Origin of the sequence: Prauserella shujinwangii (genome assembly GCF_003001955.1) — a bacterium.
Taxonomy (GTDB): Bacteria; Actinomycetota; Actinomycetes; order Mycobacteriales; family Pseudonocardiaceae; genus Qaidamihabitans; species Qaidamihabitans shujinwangii.
The window spans coordinates 356,660-372,914 of sequence record NZ_PVNH01000006.1 but is presented as its reverse complement, the minus strand read 5'-3'; the positions used below and the strand labels follow the sequence as shown (position 1 = coordinate 372,914).

The window sequence follows — 16,255 nt, the reverse complement described above, 5'->3', positions numbered from 1 at the left end:
GGGAGACTGGGTTCATGGCGGACGTCACCCAGCGCATCCTGGCCCTGCTCGCCACGCTCCAGACCGGACGGGCGTTCACCGCGGACGAGCTGGTCGCGCGGCTCGGCGTCAGTCCCCGGACGCTGCGCAGGGACATCGACCGCCTCCGCGGCTACGGCTATCCGGTCCGGACCCAGCCGGGACCCGGCGGCCACTACCGGCTCACCGCGGGCACCGCCATGCCCCCGCTCGCGCTCGACGACGACGAGGCGATCGCCACCCTCCTCGGGCTGGCCACGCTCGCCGCCACCGGCAGCGCCGCCGGAGGCAGCGTGGACGAGGCCGCCACCCGGGCCTACGGCAAGATCGACCAGTTCCTCCCGAAGCGGTTGCGGCACCGCGCCGCCCAGCTTCGCGCCAGCCTGGAGACCGGACCCAGCGGCGCTCCGAGCGTCAGCGCCGACGTCCTCGCCGCGCTCGCCGACGCCGTGCGGCACCGCCACGTCATCACGTTCGGCTACGCGGGCCGCGACGGCGCGGTCACGTCCCGCCAGGTGCATCCCTACCGCCACGTCCACCACCACCTGCGCTGGTACCTGCTCGCCTGGGACGTCCACCGGGAGGACTGGCGGGTGTTCCGGCTGGACCGCGTCACCGGCCTCCGGACCTCCACGAGCACCTTCTCGCCCAGGCCGTTGCCCGCCGAGACCGCGCTGGACTATCTCCGGCAGGGGCTCCACAAGGACCGCAGCCGGGTGGTCCTCACCGTCGAGGCGCCCCTGCCCGCGGTCGCCGACGCCTTCCGGCACCAGGACGCCGAGCTCGAGGCGCTCGGCGACCGGCGGACGAAGGCCGTCCTCATGCTCGACACGTGGCAGTGGCTGCTGCTCGCCCTCGCCTTCCTGGACGCCGATTTCACCGTCCACGAACCGCCCGGCTTCCGCGCCGCCTGCCAGGCGTTCGGCGCGCGGCTCCTCGGCCGTGGGTGACACCGCCCCTGGCCGCTACGCCGTCGCGGCCAGCGCGAACGGCAGCACCGAGGGTGCCCCGGCCTGGCGGAGCAGGCGCGCGGCGACGGTCATGGTCCACCCGGTGTCCACGACGTCGTCCACCAGGAGCACCGGCCCGTCGAGCCGGCCGGCCACCTCCCGTACCGAGTCCGGCAGGCTCAGCCGTTGCCACAGGTCGGCGAGCCGCTGGGCGCTGTTCGCGCGGCGCGGTGGCGGGCCGTGCGCGTCGACCGTGCCCAGCGGGGTCAGCCGCCCGACCCTGGCGATCCGCTCGGTCAGGTCGCGGACCAGCTCCGGGCGGGTGTGCGAGGCGATCCCGGCCACCGCCACCGGACGGGCGGGCCAGTCCCAGCCGGCCAGCACCGAGACGCAGGCTTCGAACACGGCATCGGGCACAGGCCCGTCCGAGGTGCTCGCGCCGACCAGGTCGCGCAGCCGGTTCCCCCACCCGACGTCGGTCAACCTGCCCACGACCCGGCCCTCGTCCGCCTGCTCGTCCTTGCCGATGCGGCCCGACAGCGGGACGTCCAGTGCCGCCATGCCGGTGGGCCACTGCCTGCGCGGCGCCACGGCCACCCCCGGGCGGTTCAGCCGCTCGCTGGTCGCCCGTGCCGCGTCCGGGGAGACCTCGGCGGGCCAGCGCTCGCCGGTGCAGTTGTCGCAGCGGCCGCACGGCGCGGCGTGCGGATCGTCGAGCTGGTGCCGCAGGAACTCCATCCGGCAGCCGGTGGTGTCCAGGTAGTCCAGCATCGCCCGTTGCTCGGCGGCCCTCGCCTGCCGCACGCGCTCGTAGCGTTCCCGGTCGTAGTGCCAGTCCTGGCCGGTCGCCTCCCAGCCCCCGCGGACGCGGCGTACCGCTCCGTCGACGTCGAGCACCTTGAGCACCATCTCCAGCCGCGTGCGGGACAGCTCGACGGTGGGCTCGATGGCCGCCGTCGACAGGGGGCGGTCGGCGTAGGCCAGCGTGTTGAGCACCTGGGTCACCCGCTGCTCGTCGGGGAAGGCCAGCGATCCGAAGTAGTTCCAGATCTCCACGTCCTCCTGGCCGGGCAGGAGGATCACCTCCGCGCGGCGCACGCCACGCCCGGCCCGCCCCACCTGCTGGTAGTAGGCGATGGGGGAGGACGGTGCGCCCAGGTGCACGACGAACCCGAGGTCCGGCTTGTCGAAGCCCATCCCGAGCGCGGAGGTGGCGACGAGCGCCTTGACCCGGTTGGCCAGCAGGTCGTCCTCGGCGGCCTGCCGGTCGGCGGGGTCGGTCTTGCCGGTGTAGGCGGCCACCGGGTAGCCGCGGTCCCGCAGCAGCGTCGCGACGTCGTGGGCCGCGGCCACCGTCAGCGTGTACACGATGCCCGAGCCCGGCAGGTCGGCGAGCCGTTCGGCCAGCCACGCCAGCCGTTGCGCCGGGGCGGGGAGGCGAACGACCGACAGGCGCAGGCTGTCCCGGTCCAGCGGACCGCGCAGGACGAGGGTGTCGCTGCGGTGGCCGATGCCGAGCTGCTCGGCCACGTCGGTGGCGACCCGGTCGTTCGCGGTGGCGGTGGTGGCCAGCACGGGCACCCCGTCCGGCAGGTCCCCGAGCAGCGTCCGCAGCCTGCGGTAGTCGGGCCGGAAGTCGTGGCCCCAGTCGGAGATGCAGTGCGCCTCGTCCACCACGAGCAGCCCGGCCGACGCGGTCAGCTTGGGCAGCACGGCGTCGCGGAAGTCCGGGTTGTTCAACCGCTCCGGGCTCACCAGCAGCACGTCGACCTGGCCCGCGGCGATCCGCGCCTGGACGTCGTCCCACTCCTGCGGGTTGGCCGAGTTGATCGTCGCCGCGTGGATCCCCGCGCGTTCGGCCGCCGCGATCTGGTTGCGCATCAGCGCCAGCAGCGGCGAGACGATCACCGTGGGGCCCGCCCCGTGCTCCCGGAGCAGTGCGGTCGCCAGGAAGTACACCGCCGACTTGCCCCAGCCGGTGCGCTGCACCACCAGCGCGCGCCTGCGGTGCGCGACGAGCGCCTCGATGGCGGTCCACTGGTCGTCGCGCAGGGTCGCGTCGGCGCCGGCGAGGGCGTGCAGCAGGGTCTCGGCCCGCTGGCGAAGAGTGTCGATGTCCACGCCGACCAGCTCTACCGCATCGGGCCGACGATGTCGGCCCCGGGCGGGGCGAACGGAACCGCGGCCGCGCCGCGGAGGGTCATTTGTGATGCGGATCACAGGCAAGGTGTCGTCAGGGGACCACCGGGCACGAGTCCCGTCGGCGTGCGAGTCCTCGTGGGGGAGCGGCTGGCACGTCCGGCGACGCCCCCTCGGTTCGCCGGAGGACGCCGTGCGGGTCGGCCCTGCTGGACGGGGGAGGGCCGACCCGCACATCGCATCCGGGCCGCCAACCAGGGTGTATAGGGTGGGTTCCCATGTCTCCACGTCGGATAGGGGTCATGGGGGGAACCTTCGATCCCGTGCACCACGGGCATCTCGTCGCGGCCAGCGAGGTCCAGTACCGGTTCGCGCTCGACGAGGTCGTGTTCGTCCCGACCGGGCAGCCGTGGCAGAAGTCCGACCGCACCGTGTCCCGGGCCGAGGACCGCTACCTGATGACGGTGATCGCCACCGCGTCGAACCCGGTGTTCTCGGTGAGCCGCGTCGACATCGACCGCGGCGGCCAGACCTACACCATCGACACGCTGCGGGACCTGCACGCCGAGTACCCCGAGGACGAGCTGTACTTCATCACCGGCGCCGACGCGCTGGAACAGATCCTCACCTGGCGCAACGCCGACGAGCTGTTCAGCTACGCGCACTTCATCGGCGTCACCCGGCCCGGGTACCACCTCAACGACCACCACCTGCCCAGCGGCAAGGTCAGCCTCGTGGAGGTCACCGCGATGGCCATCTCCTCGACCGGGTGCCGGGAACGCGTCCGCAACTCCGAACCCGTCTGGTACCTCGTCCCCGACGGCGTCGTGCGGTACATCGACAAGCGGAAGCTGTACCGGGACTGACCCGGACCGGCGCCGGTGGCGGCGCGGACCGCCGGGCGTTGCGGGTACCCTGCTTCCGGCGCAGTTCGACGTGAAGGAGCACCGTGGCAGCGACGGCCGAAGCACGGAACATCGCGACCGCGGCCGCCCACGCGGCCGCGGACAAGAAGGCGACCGACGTGGTCGTGCTGGACGTCTCCGACCAGCTGGTGATCACCGACGCGTTCGTCATCGCGTCGGCTCCCAACGAGCGGCAGGTCGGCGCCATCGTGGACAACGTGGAGGAGAAGCTGCGCATCGCCGGGCACAAGCCGGTGCGCAGGGAGGGCGCGCGCGAGGGCCGCTGGGTCCTGCTCGACTACGTCGACGTCGTGGTGCACGTCCAGCACGACGAGGAGCGCTCCTTCTACGGCCTGGAGCGGCTGTGGAAGGACTGCCCGCGGATCGAGGTGCAGGGCCTGCGGGACGGGGCGGACGGCTCCGGCGAGGAGCCGGAACCCTCGTGAGCCTGCGGCGGCTGGTGTTGTGGCGGCACGGTGAGACGGATTTCAACGCCGCGGGCCGGATGCAGGGGCACCTCGACTCGGCGCTCACCGAGGTCGGCTGGAACCAGGCCCGCTTCGCCGCGCCCGCGCTCGCCCGGTTCGCCCCCGACCTGGTCATCGCCTCCGACCTGCGGCGGGCCACCGACACCGCGACCGTCCTCACCGAGGCCATCGGCGTCCCGCTGCGCATCGACAAGCGGCTCCGGGAGACCCACCTGGGGGAGTGGCAGGGGCTGACCGGCGCCGAGGTCGACGTCCGGGCGCCGGGGGAGCGCGAGCGCTGGCGCAGCGACGCCACCTGGGCGCCGCCGGGCGGCGAGTCCAGAGTCGACGTGGCCGACCGGGCCCAGGAGGTCGTGGCCGACCTGCTCCGCGGCGGTGAGGACCACGAGACCGTCCTGCTCGCGGCGCACGGCGGGCTCATCCTCGCGCTGACCGCCCGCCTGATCGACCTGCCGGTGTCGCACTGGCCCACCCTCGGCGGCATCGCGAACTGCCACTGGGTCGAGCTCGGCAGGCGCGACGACGCGTGGCGGTTGCTCGCCTACAACGCGGGCATGACCGGGTAGCGGCATGGTGCGCACCGGCCCCCGGGTGCTGGTCTTCGGCGACTCCCTGAGCTTCCACGGCCCCGACGGCGGGTATCCGGCGGACGAGCCGCGACTGTGGCCGAACGTCGCCGCGGCCGCACTCGGGGGCACCGCCGAGCTCGTCGCCGGGATCGGCTGGACCGCGCGCGACCTCTGGTGGTCGCTCACCGGCGACCCCCGGGTGTGGGCCGACCTGCACCACGCCGACGCGGTGGTGCTCGCGGTCGGCAGCATGGACACGCTGCCCTCCCCGTTGCCGACCTATCTGCGCACCGGGTTGCGCTACCTCCGCCCGCCCGCGCTGCGCCGGGCGGTGCGCGGTGCCTACCTCGCCGCGCAGCCGAGGCTGGCCGCCGCCCTGCGCGGCAGGCCCGCCGTGCTGCCCACCCGGCTGACCGTGCACTACCTGCGGACCTCGGTGGGGGCGCTGCGGACGCTGCGGCCGGAGCTGCCGGTCGCCTGCTGGCTGCCCTCGGTGCACCGGGCGCCGTCCTACGGCTTCGTGCACACCGTGCGCGAGCACACGGCGGCGGCGATCGCGGCGTGGGCCGCCGAGGACGGGGTGCCCGCGCTCGACCTGCCCGCGATCGTCGGCCCCCACGTGCTCGGCGGCCACGGCAACCCGGACGGCATGCACTGGGGCTGGGCAGGTCACGAGGCGGTGGGCACGGCGATGGCCGGGCTGCTGGCCCCGTTGGTCCCGCCACGCGGAACCGCCGGGGAACCCGCCGCCCGGGAGACGGGGACGTAGGCTGGCGGCCGTGCCGGTCGCCGTAGTCACGGATTCCACTGCCCACCTGCCGGAGGGATTCGCCGACCGGCACGCCATCCGCGTCGTGCCGCTGCACGTGCTCATCGACGGCGTGCCCGCGGTCGACGGGATCGATGTCGGCCCGGCCAAGCTCGCCGAGGCGCTCGGCGAGCGCAGGATCGTCACCACCTCGCGTCCCACCCCCGCCGAGTTCGCCGCCGCGTACCGGCGGGCACTGGCCGAGGGCGCGGACACCGTCGTGTCGGTGCACCTGTCGAAACGGCTGTCCGGCACCTGGGAGTCCGCCGTCCTCGCGGCGCAGGAGGTCGGCCCCGAGCGGGTGCGTGTGGTGGACTCCCGCACCACGGCCATGGGGCTCGGCTTCGCCGCCCTGCACGCCGCGGCCGCGGCGGCCCGGGGCGCGTCGGGCGAGGAGGTCGAGGCGGCGGCCGTGGCGGCGGCGGGCCGGTCGGAGACGCTGTTCGTGGTGGAGACGCTGGAGTACCTGCGGCGCGGTGGCCGGATCGGCGCCGCCGCGGCGCTGCTGGGTACCGCGCTCGCGGTGAAACCCGTGCTGCACATGGTGGAGGGGCAGATCCGGCCGCTCGAGAAGGTGCGCACGATGAACCGCGCCCTCACCCGCCTCGTCGACCTCGCCGTGCAGGCCGCGGGAGACCGTCCCGCCGAGCTCGCCGTGCACCACCTCGCGTCGCCGGAACGCGCCGCGGACCTCGCCAACCGGCTCGACGAGCGGCTGCCCGGCTCACCCGGCTGCGTGGTGTCCGAGCTCGGCGCGGTGATCGGGGCGCACACCGGCCCCGGCGTCGTGGGTGTCGTCGTGCAACGCGGCCACTGACCCGGCGGACACCACGCAGCCGAACCGGCGACCGTAGCATGCGGTGCCGACGGCGCGGCCCGGGGCGGCCGTGCGGACGGCGGGTTGTCCACATCCCCCCGGCCATCCACAGCCCGGTCGATCGGCACTGCCGCGCGGGCCCGAGCCCGCCCTAGCGTCGCTCGTGTGTTCGAGCAGAATCCCCGGCGGTCCGGTGAGACCGCACCGTCCCCGAGCGCGCCCGCCCCACGCCGGCGCCTCAGCCAGCTCGCCGCCCTGCCCGGCGAGCCGGAACCACCACCGGGCGCCCGGCCAGGGCCGGACGGGCCTCCCGGCGATGGCGACCCTCCGCCCGGCACCGGACCCCTGCCCGCGGGCCGCGCGGGACGGCTGGTCGAACGCTGGCTCCCGGCCGGGCTCGGCTCCGGCCCGCCCGAACGGCGGCGCCGGGTGGCCGTCGTCGCCGCCGCGCTCGGCGTCGCCGCCGTCGCGGTCGTGGTCGCGTTCCTGCTCGCGGACGGGCCCGCGGCGGAGAGCCCGCCGCCGTTGCCCCTGGCGAGGGAGCTTCCCGCGGGGGCCGCCGGGCCGCCGCGGACCACGACCGCGCGGCCCGCCGACGCCGAGCCGCTCGTGGTCAGCGTCGTCGGCAAGGTGCGGACACCGGGGCTCGTCACCGTCCCGCCCGGCGCGCGTGTCGCCGATGCCGTGCGGGCGGCGGGCGGTGCCCGGCCCGGTGCCGACCTGGCCACCCTCAACCTGGCGCGCCGCGTCGCCGACGGTGAGCAGCTCTACGTCGGGGTCCCGTCGCCGCCCGGGATGGGCAGCGCGCTGCCCCAGGCCGCACCGCCCGGCGCGGGTGACGGCACGGGCGGGAGCGTCCCGGTCGACCTCAACGCCGCGGGCCGGGAGGAACTCGAGAGCCTGCCCGGGATCGGTGAGGTCACCGCCCGGAGCATCCTCGACTGGCGCGCCCGGCACGGCCGCTTCACGGCGGTGGAACAACTGCGCGAGGTCGACGGCATCGGCGACAAGCGTTTCGAGCGACTGCGCGACCTCGTGAGCGTCCGGTGACCGTGGTCGCGCCCGGTGCCGAGGCCGCCCCGGCCGGGCGGGCGGCGCACGACCTGCGCTTGGTGCCCGCCGCGGTCGTCGTGTGGGGCTCGGCGCTGGGCGGCCTGCTCCTCGGCTGGCGGGTGGGTGTGGCCTGCGCCGGGGCCGGGGTGGTGGCGGGTGCCGCGGCGCTGTGGCGGCTGCGCCGGGACGGCCCGCGGCACCACCGCACCGACCGTGAACGGTCGCGCGGGCTCGCCGCGGCCGGTGCCCTGGTCCTGTGCGCGGCACTGGCCGCCGGACCGCTGGGCGTGCGGATCGCCACCGCCCAGCAGGACCCGCTGCGTGCCGAGGCGGAACGCGGCGGTGAGGCCGGGCTCCGCGTGACCCTCGCCGAGCGCCCGCGCCCGCTGCGGTCCGCGGGCTACGCGGGACAGGCGGGGGGTGTCCGCTCGGTGCTGGTTCCCGTCGAGGTCAGGGCGGCCACCGTGCGCGGCCGGGACGTCCCCACCGCCGCCAGGGCGCTGCTCATCGCGCCGTACGCGGACTGGGCCCGGTTGCTGCCCGGTCAGACGGTCACCGCGCACGGGTCGCTGGCACCCGCCCGTTCCGGGGAGCTCATCGCGGCGGTCGCCTACGTTCGCGGCCCGCCGCGCGACCCCACCCGGGCACCGTGGTGGCAGCGTGCCGCCGAGTCGGTGCGCGCGGCGCTGCGCGCGGCGTGCGCGGTCCTGCCCGACGAGCCGGCCGGGCTGCTGCCCGGTCTCGTCCTCGGCGACACGAGCGCGCTGCCACCGAGGGTCGAGCAGGAGTTCCTCGACGCGGGCCTGTCCCATCTGACCGCGGTGTCCGGGGCGAACATCGCGATCGTCTGCGGGTCGGTGCTTCTCCTGCTGCGGGCGGTGCGGTGCGGGCCGCGCTGCGCGGCGGCCGCGGCGGGGCTGGTCCTGGCCGGGTTCCTGGTGCTCGTCGGGCCGGAGCCGAGCGTGCTCAGGGCCGGGGTGATGGGTGCCGTGGCGCTCGGTGCGCTGGTGCTCGGGCGGAACCGGTCGGTGCTGCCCGCGCTGGCGGCGGCCGTCTGTGCCCTGGTGCTGCACGACCCCGCCATGGCGGTCAGCCACGGTTTCGCCCTGTCCGTCGCGGCCACCGCGGGGCTCGTCCTGCTCGCGCCGCGCTGGGCCGGTGCGCTGACGCGGCGGCGCGTGCCCGCGGGGGTGGCGGAAGGGCTCGCCGTGCCGCTCGCCGCGTTCCTCGTCACGGCGCCGATCGTCGCCGGCATGGCCGGATCGGTGAGCGTGGTGTCGGTGGCCGCCAACGTGCTCGCGGCTCCCGTCGTGGCACCGGTGACGGTGCTGGGCGTGCTCGCCGCCGGGGCGGCGGTGGCCTGCCCGCCGGTCGCGGAGGTGCTGGTGCGGGTCGCCGAGCCGGGGGTGCGCTGGCTGATCGTGGTGGCGCGGGAGGCGTCGGCCGTGCCCGGCGCCGTGCTGCCGTGGCCCTCCGGGTGGTGGGGTGGCCTGCTCGCGGTCGGAGCGGTCGCGCTGCTCGTGCTGGCGCTGCGGTACCGCCCGGCGCGGCTGCTGCTGGCCCTGGCGCTGGTGGCCGCGGTCGTGGTGGCCATCCCGGTCCGGGTGGTGGCGCCGTCGTGGCCGCCGCCGGGCTGGGCGCTGGTGGCGTGCGAGGTGGGGCAGGGTGACGGGCTCGTGCTCGCGACCGGGGAGCCCGGCCGGGCGGTGGTGGTGGACGCCGGACCCGAGCCGGGGCCGATCGACCGCTGCCTCGACCGGCTCGGCGTCGACCGGGTGCCGCTGGTGGTGCTGAGCCACCTGCACGCGGACCACATCGGCGGGCTGCCGTCGGTGTTCGAGGGCCGTGCGGTGGGCGCGATCGGGGTGGGGCCGGGCCGCGTCCCGGACTGGGCGTGGCGGCGGGTGGTCGCCGACGCGGGTGCGCACGGCGTGCCGCTCGTCGAGCTCGGCGCGGGCCTGCGTCTCGGCTGGCCCGCGCTGCGGCTCGACGTCCTCGGCCCCGGCTACGTGCCGCCGCCCGACGGGGAACCGGAGGGCACCGAGGTGAACAACGCCTCGGTGGTCCTGCGCGCGGATACCCCGGCGGGCAGCGTGCTGCTCACCGGTGACGTGGAGCTGGCCGCGCAGGCCGACCTGCTCGCGTCCGGGGCCGACCTGCGGGCGGAGATCCTCAAGGTGCCGCACCACGGAAGCAGGTTCCTGGTGCCGCGCTTCGTGGACGCCGTCGCGCCGCGGATCGCGGTGGTCAGCGTGGGCCGGGGCAACACCTACGGCCACCCGAACGGTGTCGCGCTGCGCATGCTGACCGGGGCAGGGGCGCTCGTCGCGAGGACCGACACCGGCGGCGACACCGCGGTGGTGCCCGGTGAGCGGGACCCGGCCGTGGTGCGCCGGGGACCGTCCGCCCGGGCGGACGGCAGGCGGGCCAGGGGCCCACCGCGCCCGGCGCGGCCGCCGGGTGCGGTCAGCCGCCGAGGGCCTCGCGCACGGCGTCCGCGGACGGCGGCACCGTGGCCTTGGGGCCGATCCGGTCCTCCAGCGCGTCGAGCGTCTTCAGGCCGTCGCCGGTGATGAGCAGCACCGTCTCCGCGTCGGGGTCCAGCTTGCCGGTCTCCACGAGCTTCTTCGCCGTCGCGACGGTCACGCCGCCCGCGGTCTCGGTGAAGATGCCCTCCGTCCTGGCCAGCAGGCGGATGCCCGCCACGACCTCCTCGTCGGTGACATCCTCGATCGAACCACCGGTGCGGTGGACCGTGTCGAGCACGTACGGTCCGTCGGCCGGGTTGCCGATGGCGAGCGACCGCGCGATGGTGTCCGGCTTGACCGGCTGCACCACGTCGTGGCCGTTGCGGAAGGCGGTGGACACCGGGGAGCAGCCCGTGGCCTGCGCGCCGTAGACCCGGTACGGGGTCTCCTCGACGAGGCCGAGCTGTCCCAGCTCGCGGAAGCCCTTGTCCACCTTCGTCAGCTGCGAACCCGAGGCGATCGGCACCACGATCTGCTCCGGCAGGCGCCAGCCGAGCTGCTCGGCGACCTCGAACGCGAGGGTCTTGGAGCCCTCCGAGTAGTAGGGCCGGACGTTGACGTTGACGAACGCCCACCCCTCGTTCTCGGCGGCGAGCTGGGTGGCGAGCCGGTTGACGTCGTCGTAGTTGCCGTCGACGGCGATGAGCGCGCCGTCGTACACGGCGGTGGTCAGGATCTTCGCCCGCTCGAGAGAGGAGGGGATGAGCACCACCGACTGCCAGCCCGCGCGCGCCGCGGCCGCGGCCACCGCGTTGGCGAGGTTGCCGGTGGAGGGGCAGGCCAGCGTGTCGAACCCGAACTCGCGGGCCGCGGCCAGCGCCACGGCGACCACGCGGTCCTTGAACGAGTGCGTGGGGTTGCCCGTGTCGTCCTTCACCCACACCCGCCGGAGGCCGAGCGCCTTCGCGAGCCGGTCGGCGCGCACGAGCCGGGTACAGCCGGGCTCGGTGTTGGGGATCTCCTCGACGCGGGAGGGGACCGGGAGCAGCTTCTTGTACCGCCAGATGTTGCGCGGGCCCGCCTCGATGTCCTCGCGCCGCACGCGGCCGAAGTCGTAGGCGACCTCCAGCGGCGAGAAGTCCTCCGCGGACACGAACTCGGGGGCCAGCGGCTGGCGGTGGCCCTCCTCCTTGGACACCAGCTCGACGGCGGGGCCGAGATCGAGGGTGCGCGTGGCGGTGGTGTCGAGGGCCGGGCTGTACACAGTCATCGCGAGGTCCTTTCCTCATCTGTCCCACTGGCGCGGGCCGGAATTGGCACCGTGATCGCCAGCTACCTCGCGGACTCGAGATGACAGGCTGACGCCGGTTGCCGGGGCTTCAACGGGCCGTTCCCTCTGCCCCTCTGGATGAGCGGTATTCGGTTGTGTCGGCCAAGATCGCGCGGCTTCGGGGTACACGTTACGGCATGGAGATCGGGTCCGGCCATGGGAGTGCGGGCGACGTCACCGTGGCAGGATCGACCGCGTGACCGCACCAGCAACCCGCGGCCCGGCCCTGCACCTGGTCCTCGGCGAGGAGGAACTGCTCGTCGAGCGGGCTGTCCGGGCCGCGCTCGACGCCGCGCGCCGCACCGACCCGAGCGCCGACCTGACCCGCGTCCGGGTGTCGGAGCTCACCCCGCCGATGCTCGCCGAGCTGGTCAGTCCCTCGCTGTTCAGCGAGGGCCGCGTGGTCGTCGTCGAGGCCGCGCAGGAAGCGTCCCAGGAGATCGCCGACGCGATCCTGTCCTACGTCGCCGACCCGGCGGACGGCGTCGTGCTCGTCGTCGTGCACACCGGCGGAGGCCGGAGCAAGGCCGCCAAGGGCCTGCCCGCCGCGCTGCGCAAGGCGGGGGCCGAGGTCACCGAGTGCCCGAAGATCACCAAGCCCGCCGAGCGGGAGTCGTTCGTCCGCAATGAGGTGCGCCGCGCGGGCGGCCGCATCGACGCCGCCGGGGTGGTGGCCCTCGTCGACTCGGTGGGCACGGACCTGCGGGAGCTGTCCTCCGCCGCCGCCCAGCTGGTCGCGGACTCCGGTGGGACGGTGGACGAGGAGGCGGTGCGGCGGTACCACCGCGGCCGCGCCGACGTCAGCGGGTTCGCGGTGGCGGAGAAGGCGGTGGCCGGGGACCGGGCCGCCGCGCTGGAGACGGTCCGCTGGGCGCAGCAGATCGGCGTCCCGCACGTGCTCGTCGCCGACGCCCTCGCCGACGCGGTCCGCACGATCGCGCGGGTGGCCGCCGCCGGGCGCGGCAACCCGAACCAGCTGGCCGGTGAGCTCGGCATGCCCCCGTGGAAGATCCGCAAGGCCCAGGGGCAGGTGCGTGGCTGGAGCACCGCCGGGCTCGCGGAGGCGATGCGCGTCGCCGCCCGGGTGAACGCCGACGTGAAGGGTGCCGCGGCGGACGCGGACTACGCCGTCGAACGGGCGGTCCTGGACATCATCGCGGCGCGGGAGCGGCGCTGACGGCCTCCGGAACGGCGAAGGCCCCCGCCGACCGAGGGGTCGCCGGGGGCCTTCGGGCACCGTCGCGGGGACGGCGCGGGGACGGCTCAGAGCTGGTTGACCCGCTTGGCCATCGCGGACTTCTTGTTCGCCGCCTGGTTGGCGTGGATGACGCCCTTGCTGGCGGCCTTGTCGAGCTTCCGGGCCGCGGCCTGCTGCAGCTCGACGGCGCGGTCCTTGTCACCGGCGTCGGCGGCCTCGCGGAACTTGCGGATCGCGGTCTTCACCGACGACTTCACCGACTGGTTGCGCAGACGCGCCTTCTCGTTGGTCTTGATGCGCTTCATCTGGGACTTGATGTTGGCCACGCGGGCGCTCCTTCGGTCGTGTGTCGATGATCCGGTGCCGCGTTCTGCTGGCCCTGACGGGTACGGGGACCCGGGCAGGCTTCCTCCCTGGCGGAATGCCACACGGCAACGGCTGACCAGGCTACACGGCCCGGTCACGGCGGCTCCGGCCAGGTCCGGTGACGGTGTGGGGTGCTCGCCGGCATCACGGCGATCGCGCTGGCGTGAGACCGTACCGGCATGGACGTGCTGAGCAGCCGTGTACTGGTGCGACCCACCGACCCCGAGGCGACCGTCGCGTTCTACCGGGACACGCTCGGGCTGGCGGTCTACCGCGAGTTCCCCGGGGGCACCGTGTTCTTCCTCGGCGGCGGCTTCCTGGAGGTGGTGGGCCGGGGCAGCGCGCCCGCCTCCCCGGACATCGCGCTGTGGCTGCAGGTGCGCGACGTGCGCGCCGTCGTCGAAGAGCTCAGGGCGAAGGGCGTCGAACCGGACCGCGAGCCACGGCGGGAGCCGTGGGGTCTCGACGAGGCCTGGATCTCCGACCCGGACGGCGTCCGGATCGTCCTCGTCGAGATCCCCGCCGATCACCCGCTGCGCGTCGACGTTCGCGAGCCCGGCCAGGACTAGGCGGGCCGGTAGGCGCGGAACTGGGCGGCCGTGGCGGCCATCCGGCCCGGTGGTTCCCACGTCCAGGTCTGGATGTCGGTGAACCCCGCCCGCTCCAGTTCGGCGGCGAGCGTGTGCCGGGGCACGGGCAGCCACTTCTCGTGCGCGGAGAGCAGCAGCCGCCCGCCGGGCCGCAGCACCCGCAGCAGTTCCGCGAACCCGGCCGCCCGGTCCTCCCACAGCTGCACGTTGTTGACGCTGAGCACGACGTCGACCGAACCGGGGTCCTGGCCGGTGTCCGCGGCGGACCCCCGGTGCAGCCGGACGGTGCCGCGCGCGATCGCGGCCGCGCACCGTTGCCTGCACAGCTCGAGCATCTCCGCCGAGGGGTCGACGCCGATGGTCAGCCCGGCCCGCTCGGCGGCGGCCGCCAGCCCGACGCCGGGTCCGGGACCGACGACGAGCACCGTCTCCTCGCCCGAGGGGGCGGCGAGGCCGGTGAGGTTGTGCTCGGTCGCCGCGTTGCCCCGCGCCATCAGCGTGCCGCCGAGCCGGCCGAGCATGCCGCGCGGGTGACCGAACGCGCGGTCCAAGAGGTCGTTCATGGAGCTCATCCTTCGAGGTCAACACGAACCGCGGGAACGCGCATCGGGGATGACCCGGAGATCCGTCCCCGGCCTCGTGGGAGCATGGAAGGTGCCATCCCCGACCGATCGAGGAACAGAGTCACTGTGACACGACTGTCCGCCGACACCACCTTCACGCCGCCGGAGTTCATCCGGAACTTCTGCATCATCGCGCACATCGACCACGGCAAGTCGACCCTGGCCGACCGGATGCTGCAGCTCACCGGCGTGGTCGAGGAACGAGCCATGCGCGCCCAGTACCTCGACCGGATGGACATCGAGCGGGAGCGCGGTATCACGATCAAGGCGCAGAACGTGCGCCTGCCGTGGCGGCTGGGCGAGCAGGACCACGTGCTGCACCTCATCGACACGCCGGGGCACGTCGACTTCACCTACGAGGTCTCCCGTGCGCTGGCGGCGTGCGAGGGCGCGATCCTCCTGGTGGACGCGGCGCAGGGGATCGAGGCGCAGACCCTGGCGAACCTCTACCTGGCGCTCGACAAGGACCTGCACGTCATCCCCGTCCTCAACAAGATCGACCTGCCCGCCGCGGAGCCGGACAAGTACGCCGCCGAACTGGCGCACATCATCGGCTGCGAGCCGACCGACGTGCTGCGCGTGTCGGCGAAGACCGGCGAGGGGGTGCGCGAGCTGCTGGACGAGGTGGTGCGGCAGGTGCCGCCGCCGGTGGGCGAGGCCGACGCCCCGGCACGGGCCATGATCTTCGACTCCGTGTACGACACCTACCGCGGCGTGGTCACCTACATCCGCGTGGTCGACGGCAAGATCACCCCGCGCGAGAAGATCCGGATGATGTCCACGGGCGCCACGCACGAACTGCTCGAGGTGGGCATCATCTCGCCCGAGCCCAAGCCGACGCGGGGACTCGGCGTCGGCGAGGTGGGCTACCTCATCACCGGCGTGAAGGACGTCCGGCAGTCCAAGGTCGGTGACACGGTGACCTCCGAGCGCAAGGGCGCCGACGAGCCGCTGCCCGGTTACCGGGAGCCGCAGCCGATGGTGTTCTCCGGCCTGTACCCGGTGGACGGGTCGGACTACCCGGTGCTGCGGGACGCGCTGGAGAAGCTGCAGCTCAACGACGCGGCGCTGACGTTCGAGCCGGAGACGTCGGTGGCGCTCGGGTTCGGCTTCCGCTGCGGCTTCCTCGGGCTGCTGCACCTGGAGATCACCCGCGCCCGGCTGGAGCGGGAGTTCGACCTCGACCTCATCTCGACCGCGCCCAACGTCGTGTACGAGGTCTACCTGGAGGACGGCACCGAGCACATCGTCACCAACCCGTCCGACTGGCCGACCGGCGGCAAGATCGCCGAGGTGCACGAGCCGGTCAGCAAGGTGACCGTGATCGCGCCGTCGGAGTTCATCGGCGCGATCATGGAGCTGTGCCAGGGCAAGCGCGGGCAGCTGCTCGGCATGGACTACCTGTCGGAGGAGCGGGTGGAGCTGCGCTACCGGCTGCCGCTCGCCGAGATCATCTTCGACTTCTTCGACGCGCTGAAGTCCCGCACCCGCGGCTACGCCTCGCTCGACTACGAGGAGGCCGGGCAGCAGACCGCGGACCTGGTGAAGGTGGACATCCTGCTGCAGGGCGAGCCGGTGGACGCGTTCTCCGCGATCGTGCACAAGGACGCCGCGTACTCCTACGGCAACCGCATGGCCACGAAGCTGCGCGAGCTCATCCCGCGCCAGCAGTTCGAGGTGCCGATCCAGGCCGCAGTCGGGTCCCGCATCATCGCCCGCGAGACCATCCGCGCCATCCGCAAGGACGTGCTCGCCAAGTGCTACGGCGGCGACATCTCGCGCAAGCGCAAGCTGCTGGAGAAGCAGAAGGAAGGCAAGAAGCGGATGAAGACGGTCGGCCGCGTCGAGGTGCCGCAGGAGGCGTTCGTCGCCGCGCTGTCCACCGAGAGCGGCACCGACAAGGGCGACAAGGGCGGCAAGGGCAAGAAGTAGC

General features: G+C 74.4%; 15 protein-coding genes and 1 riboswitch. Of the genes, 11 read left to right on the top strand and 4 right to left on the bottom strand.

Translation table 11 applies throughout. The features are described from left to right. The first annotated feature begins 14 nt into the window (after nt 1–14). On the top strand, nt 15–968 hold the full coding sequence (locus tag B0I33_RS17110) for a helix-turn-helix transcriptional regulator (protein ID WP_106179771.1): 954 nt from the start codon (nt 15–17) through the stop codon (nt 966–968). A 15-nt stretch (nt 969–983) separates the two neighbouring features. On the opposite strand, the gene B0I33_RS17105 is transcribed toward B0I33_RS17110, so the two are convergent. Beyond that, nucleotides 984–3,089 carry a RecQ family ATP-dependent DNA helicase gene (locus tag B0I33_RS17105; protein ID WP_106179770.1) on the bottom strand — a complete coding sequence of 702 codons (2,106 nt, stop codon included), beginning with the start codon at nt 3,087–3,089 and terminating at the stop codon, nt 984–986. Nucleotides 3,090–3,385: 296 nt separating this feature from the next. Between B0I33_RS17105 and nadD the strand changes: the two genes are divergently transcribed. The 7 genes from nadD (at nt 3,386) to B0I33_RS17070 (ending at nt 10,320) form a co-directional block, all read left to right on the top strand. Next, on the top strand, nt 3,386–3,973 hold the full coding sequence (gene nadD / locus B0I33_RS17100) for a nicotinate-nucleotide adenylyltransferase (protein ID WP_106179769.1): 588 nt from the start codon (nt 3,386–3,388) through the stop codon (nt 3,971–3,973). An 83-nt stretch (nt 3,974–4,056) separates the two neighbouring features. Further along, on the top strand, nt 4,057–4,458 hold the full coding sequence (gene rsfS / locus B0I33_RS17095) for a ribosome silencing factor (protein WP_106179768.1): 402 nt from the start codon (nt 4,057–4,059) through the stop codon (nt 4,456–4,458). Further along, a complete protein-coding gene (locus B0I33_RS17090; RefSeq protein ID WP_106179767.1) occupies nt 4,455–5,066 on the top strand; it encodes a histidine phosphatase family protein in 612 nt (203 codons plus the stop codon). The genes rsfS and B0I33_RS17090 overlap by 4 nt, the downstream gene beginning before the upstream one ends. A 4-nt stretch (nt 5,067–5,070) precedes the next feature. Next, a complete protein-coding gene (octT, locus tag B0I33_RS17085) occupies nt 5,071–5,838 on the top strand; it encodes a diglucosylglycerate octanoyltransferase (protein ID WP_106179766.1) in 768 nt (255 codons plus the stop codon). Nucleotides 5,839–5,848: 10 nt separating this feature from the next. Further along, nucleotides 5,849–6,694 (top strand): DegV family protein, encoded by an 846-nt coding sequence (locus B0I33_RS17080; protein ID WP_106179765.1) that lies wholly within the window; start codon nt 5,849–5,851, stop codon nt 6,692–6,694. A gap of 165 nt (nt 6,695–6,859) precedes the next feature. Continuing rightward, nucleotides 6,860–7,744 (top strand): ComEA family DNA-binding protein, encoded by an 885-nt coding sequence (locus B0I33_RS17075; protein ID WP_245900755.1) that lies wholly within the window; start codon nt 6,860–6,862, stop codon nt 7,742–7,744. Nucleotides 7,745–7,746: 2 nt separating this feature from the next. After that, nucleotides 7,747–10,320 (top strand): ComEC/Rec2 family competence protein, encoded by a 2,574-nt coding sequence (locus tag B0I33_RS17070; RefSeq protein WP_245900766.1) that lies wholly within the window; start codon nt 7,747–7,749, stop codon nt 10,318–10,320. On the opposite strand, the gene thrC is transcribed toward B0I33_RS17070, so the two are convergent. Next, nucleotides 10,214–11,485 carry a threonine synthase gene (gene thrC / locus B0I33_RS17065; protein ID WP_106179764.1) on the bottom strand — a complete coding sequence of 424 codons (1,272 nt, stop codon included), beginning with the start codon at nt 11,483–11,485 and terminating at the stop codon, nt 10,214–10,216. The two genes, B0I33_RS17070 and thrC, sit on opposite strands and share 107 nt — an antisense overlap. 12 nt (nt 11,486–11,497) lie before the next feature. Beyond that, nucleotides 11,498–11,630, bottom strand: a riboswitch (SAM riboswitch). Nucleotides 11,631–11,741: 111 nt separating this feature from the next. Here thrC and holA point away from each other — a divergent pair. After that, on the top strand, nt 11,742–12,722 hold the full coding sequence (holA, locus tag B0I33_RS17060) for a DNA polymerase III subunit delta (protein ID WP_106179763.1): 981 nt from the start codon (nt 11,742–11,744) through the stop codon (nt 12,720–12,722). 86 nt (nt 12,723–12,808) lie between these two features. Here the strand turns inward: holA and rpsT are convergent, their stop codons facing one another. Beyond that, entirely contained in the window at nt 12,809–13,069 is a 261-nt protein-coding gene (rpsT, locus tag B0I33_RS17055) for a 30S ribosomal protein S20 (protein WP_106179762.1), read from the bottom strand. Nucleotides 13,070–13,288: 219 nt separating this feature from the next. Here rpsT and B0I33_RS17050 point away from each other — a divergent pair, with 219 nt between their 5' ends. Beyond that, nucleotides 13,289–13,678, top strand: a complete 390-nt coding sequence (locus B0I33_RS17050) for a VOC family protein (RefSeq protein ID WP_106179761.1) — start codon at nt 13,289–13,291, stop codon at nt 13,676–13,678. Here the strand turns inward: B0I33_RS17050 and B0I33_RS17045 are convergent. After that, nucleotides 13,675–14,271, bottom strand: coding sequence for a class I SAM-dependent methyltransferase (locus B0I33_RS17045; RefSeq protein WP_106179760.1), 597 nt, complete (start codon nt 14,269–14,271; stop codon nt 13,675–13,677). The genes B0I33_RS17050 and B0I33_RS17045 overlap by 4 nt on opposite strands. 75 nt (nt 14,272–14,346) lie before the next feature. Here B0I33_RS17045 and lepA point away from each other — a divergent pair, with 75 nt between their 5' ends. Continuing rightward, complete coding sequence (gene lepA, locus B0I33_RS17040) at nt 14,347–16,254, top strand: translation elongation factor 4 (RefSeq protein ID WP_106179759.1); 1,908 nt, start codon at nt 14,347–14,349, stop codon at nt 16,252–16,254. Nucleotide 16,255 lies beyond the last annotated feature (1 nt).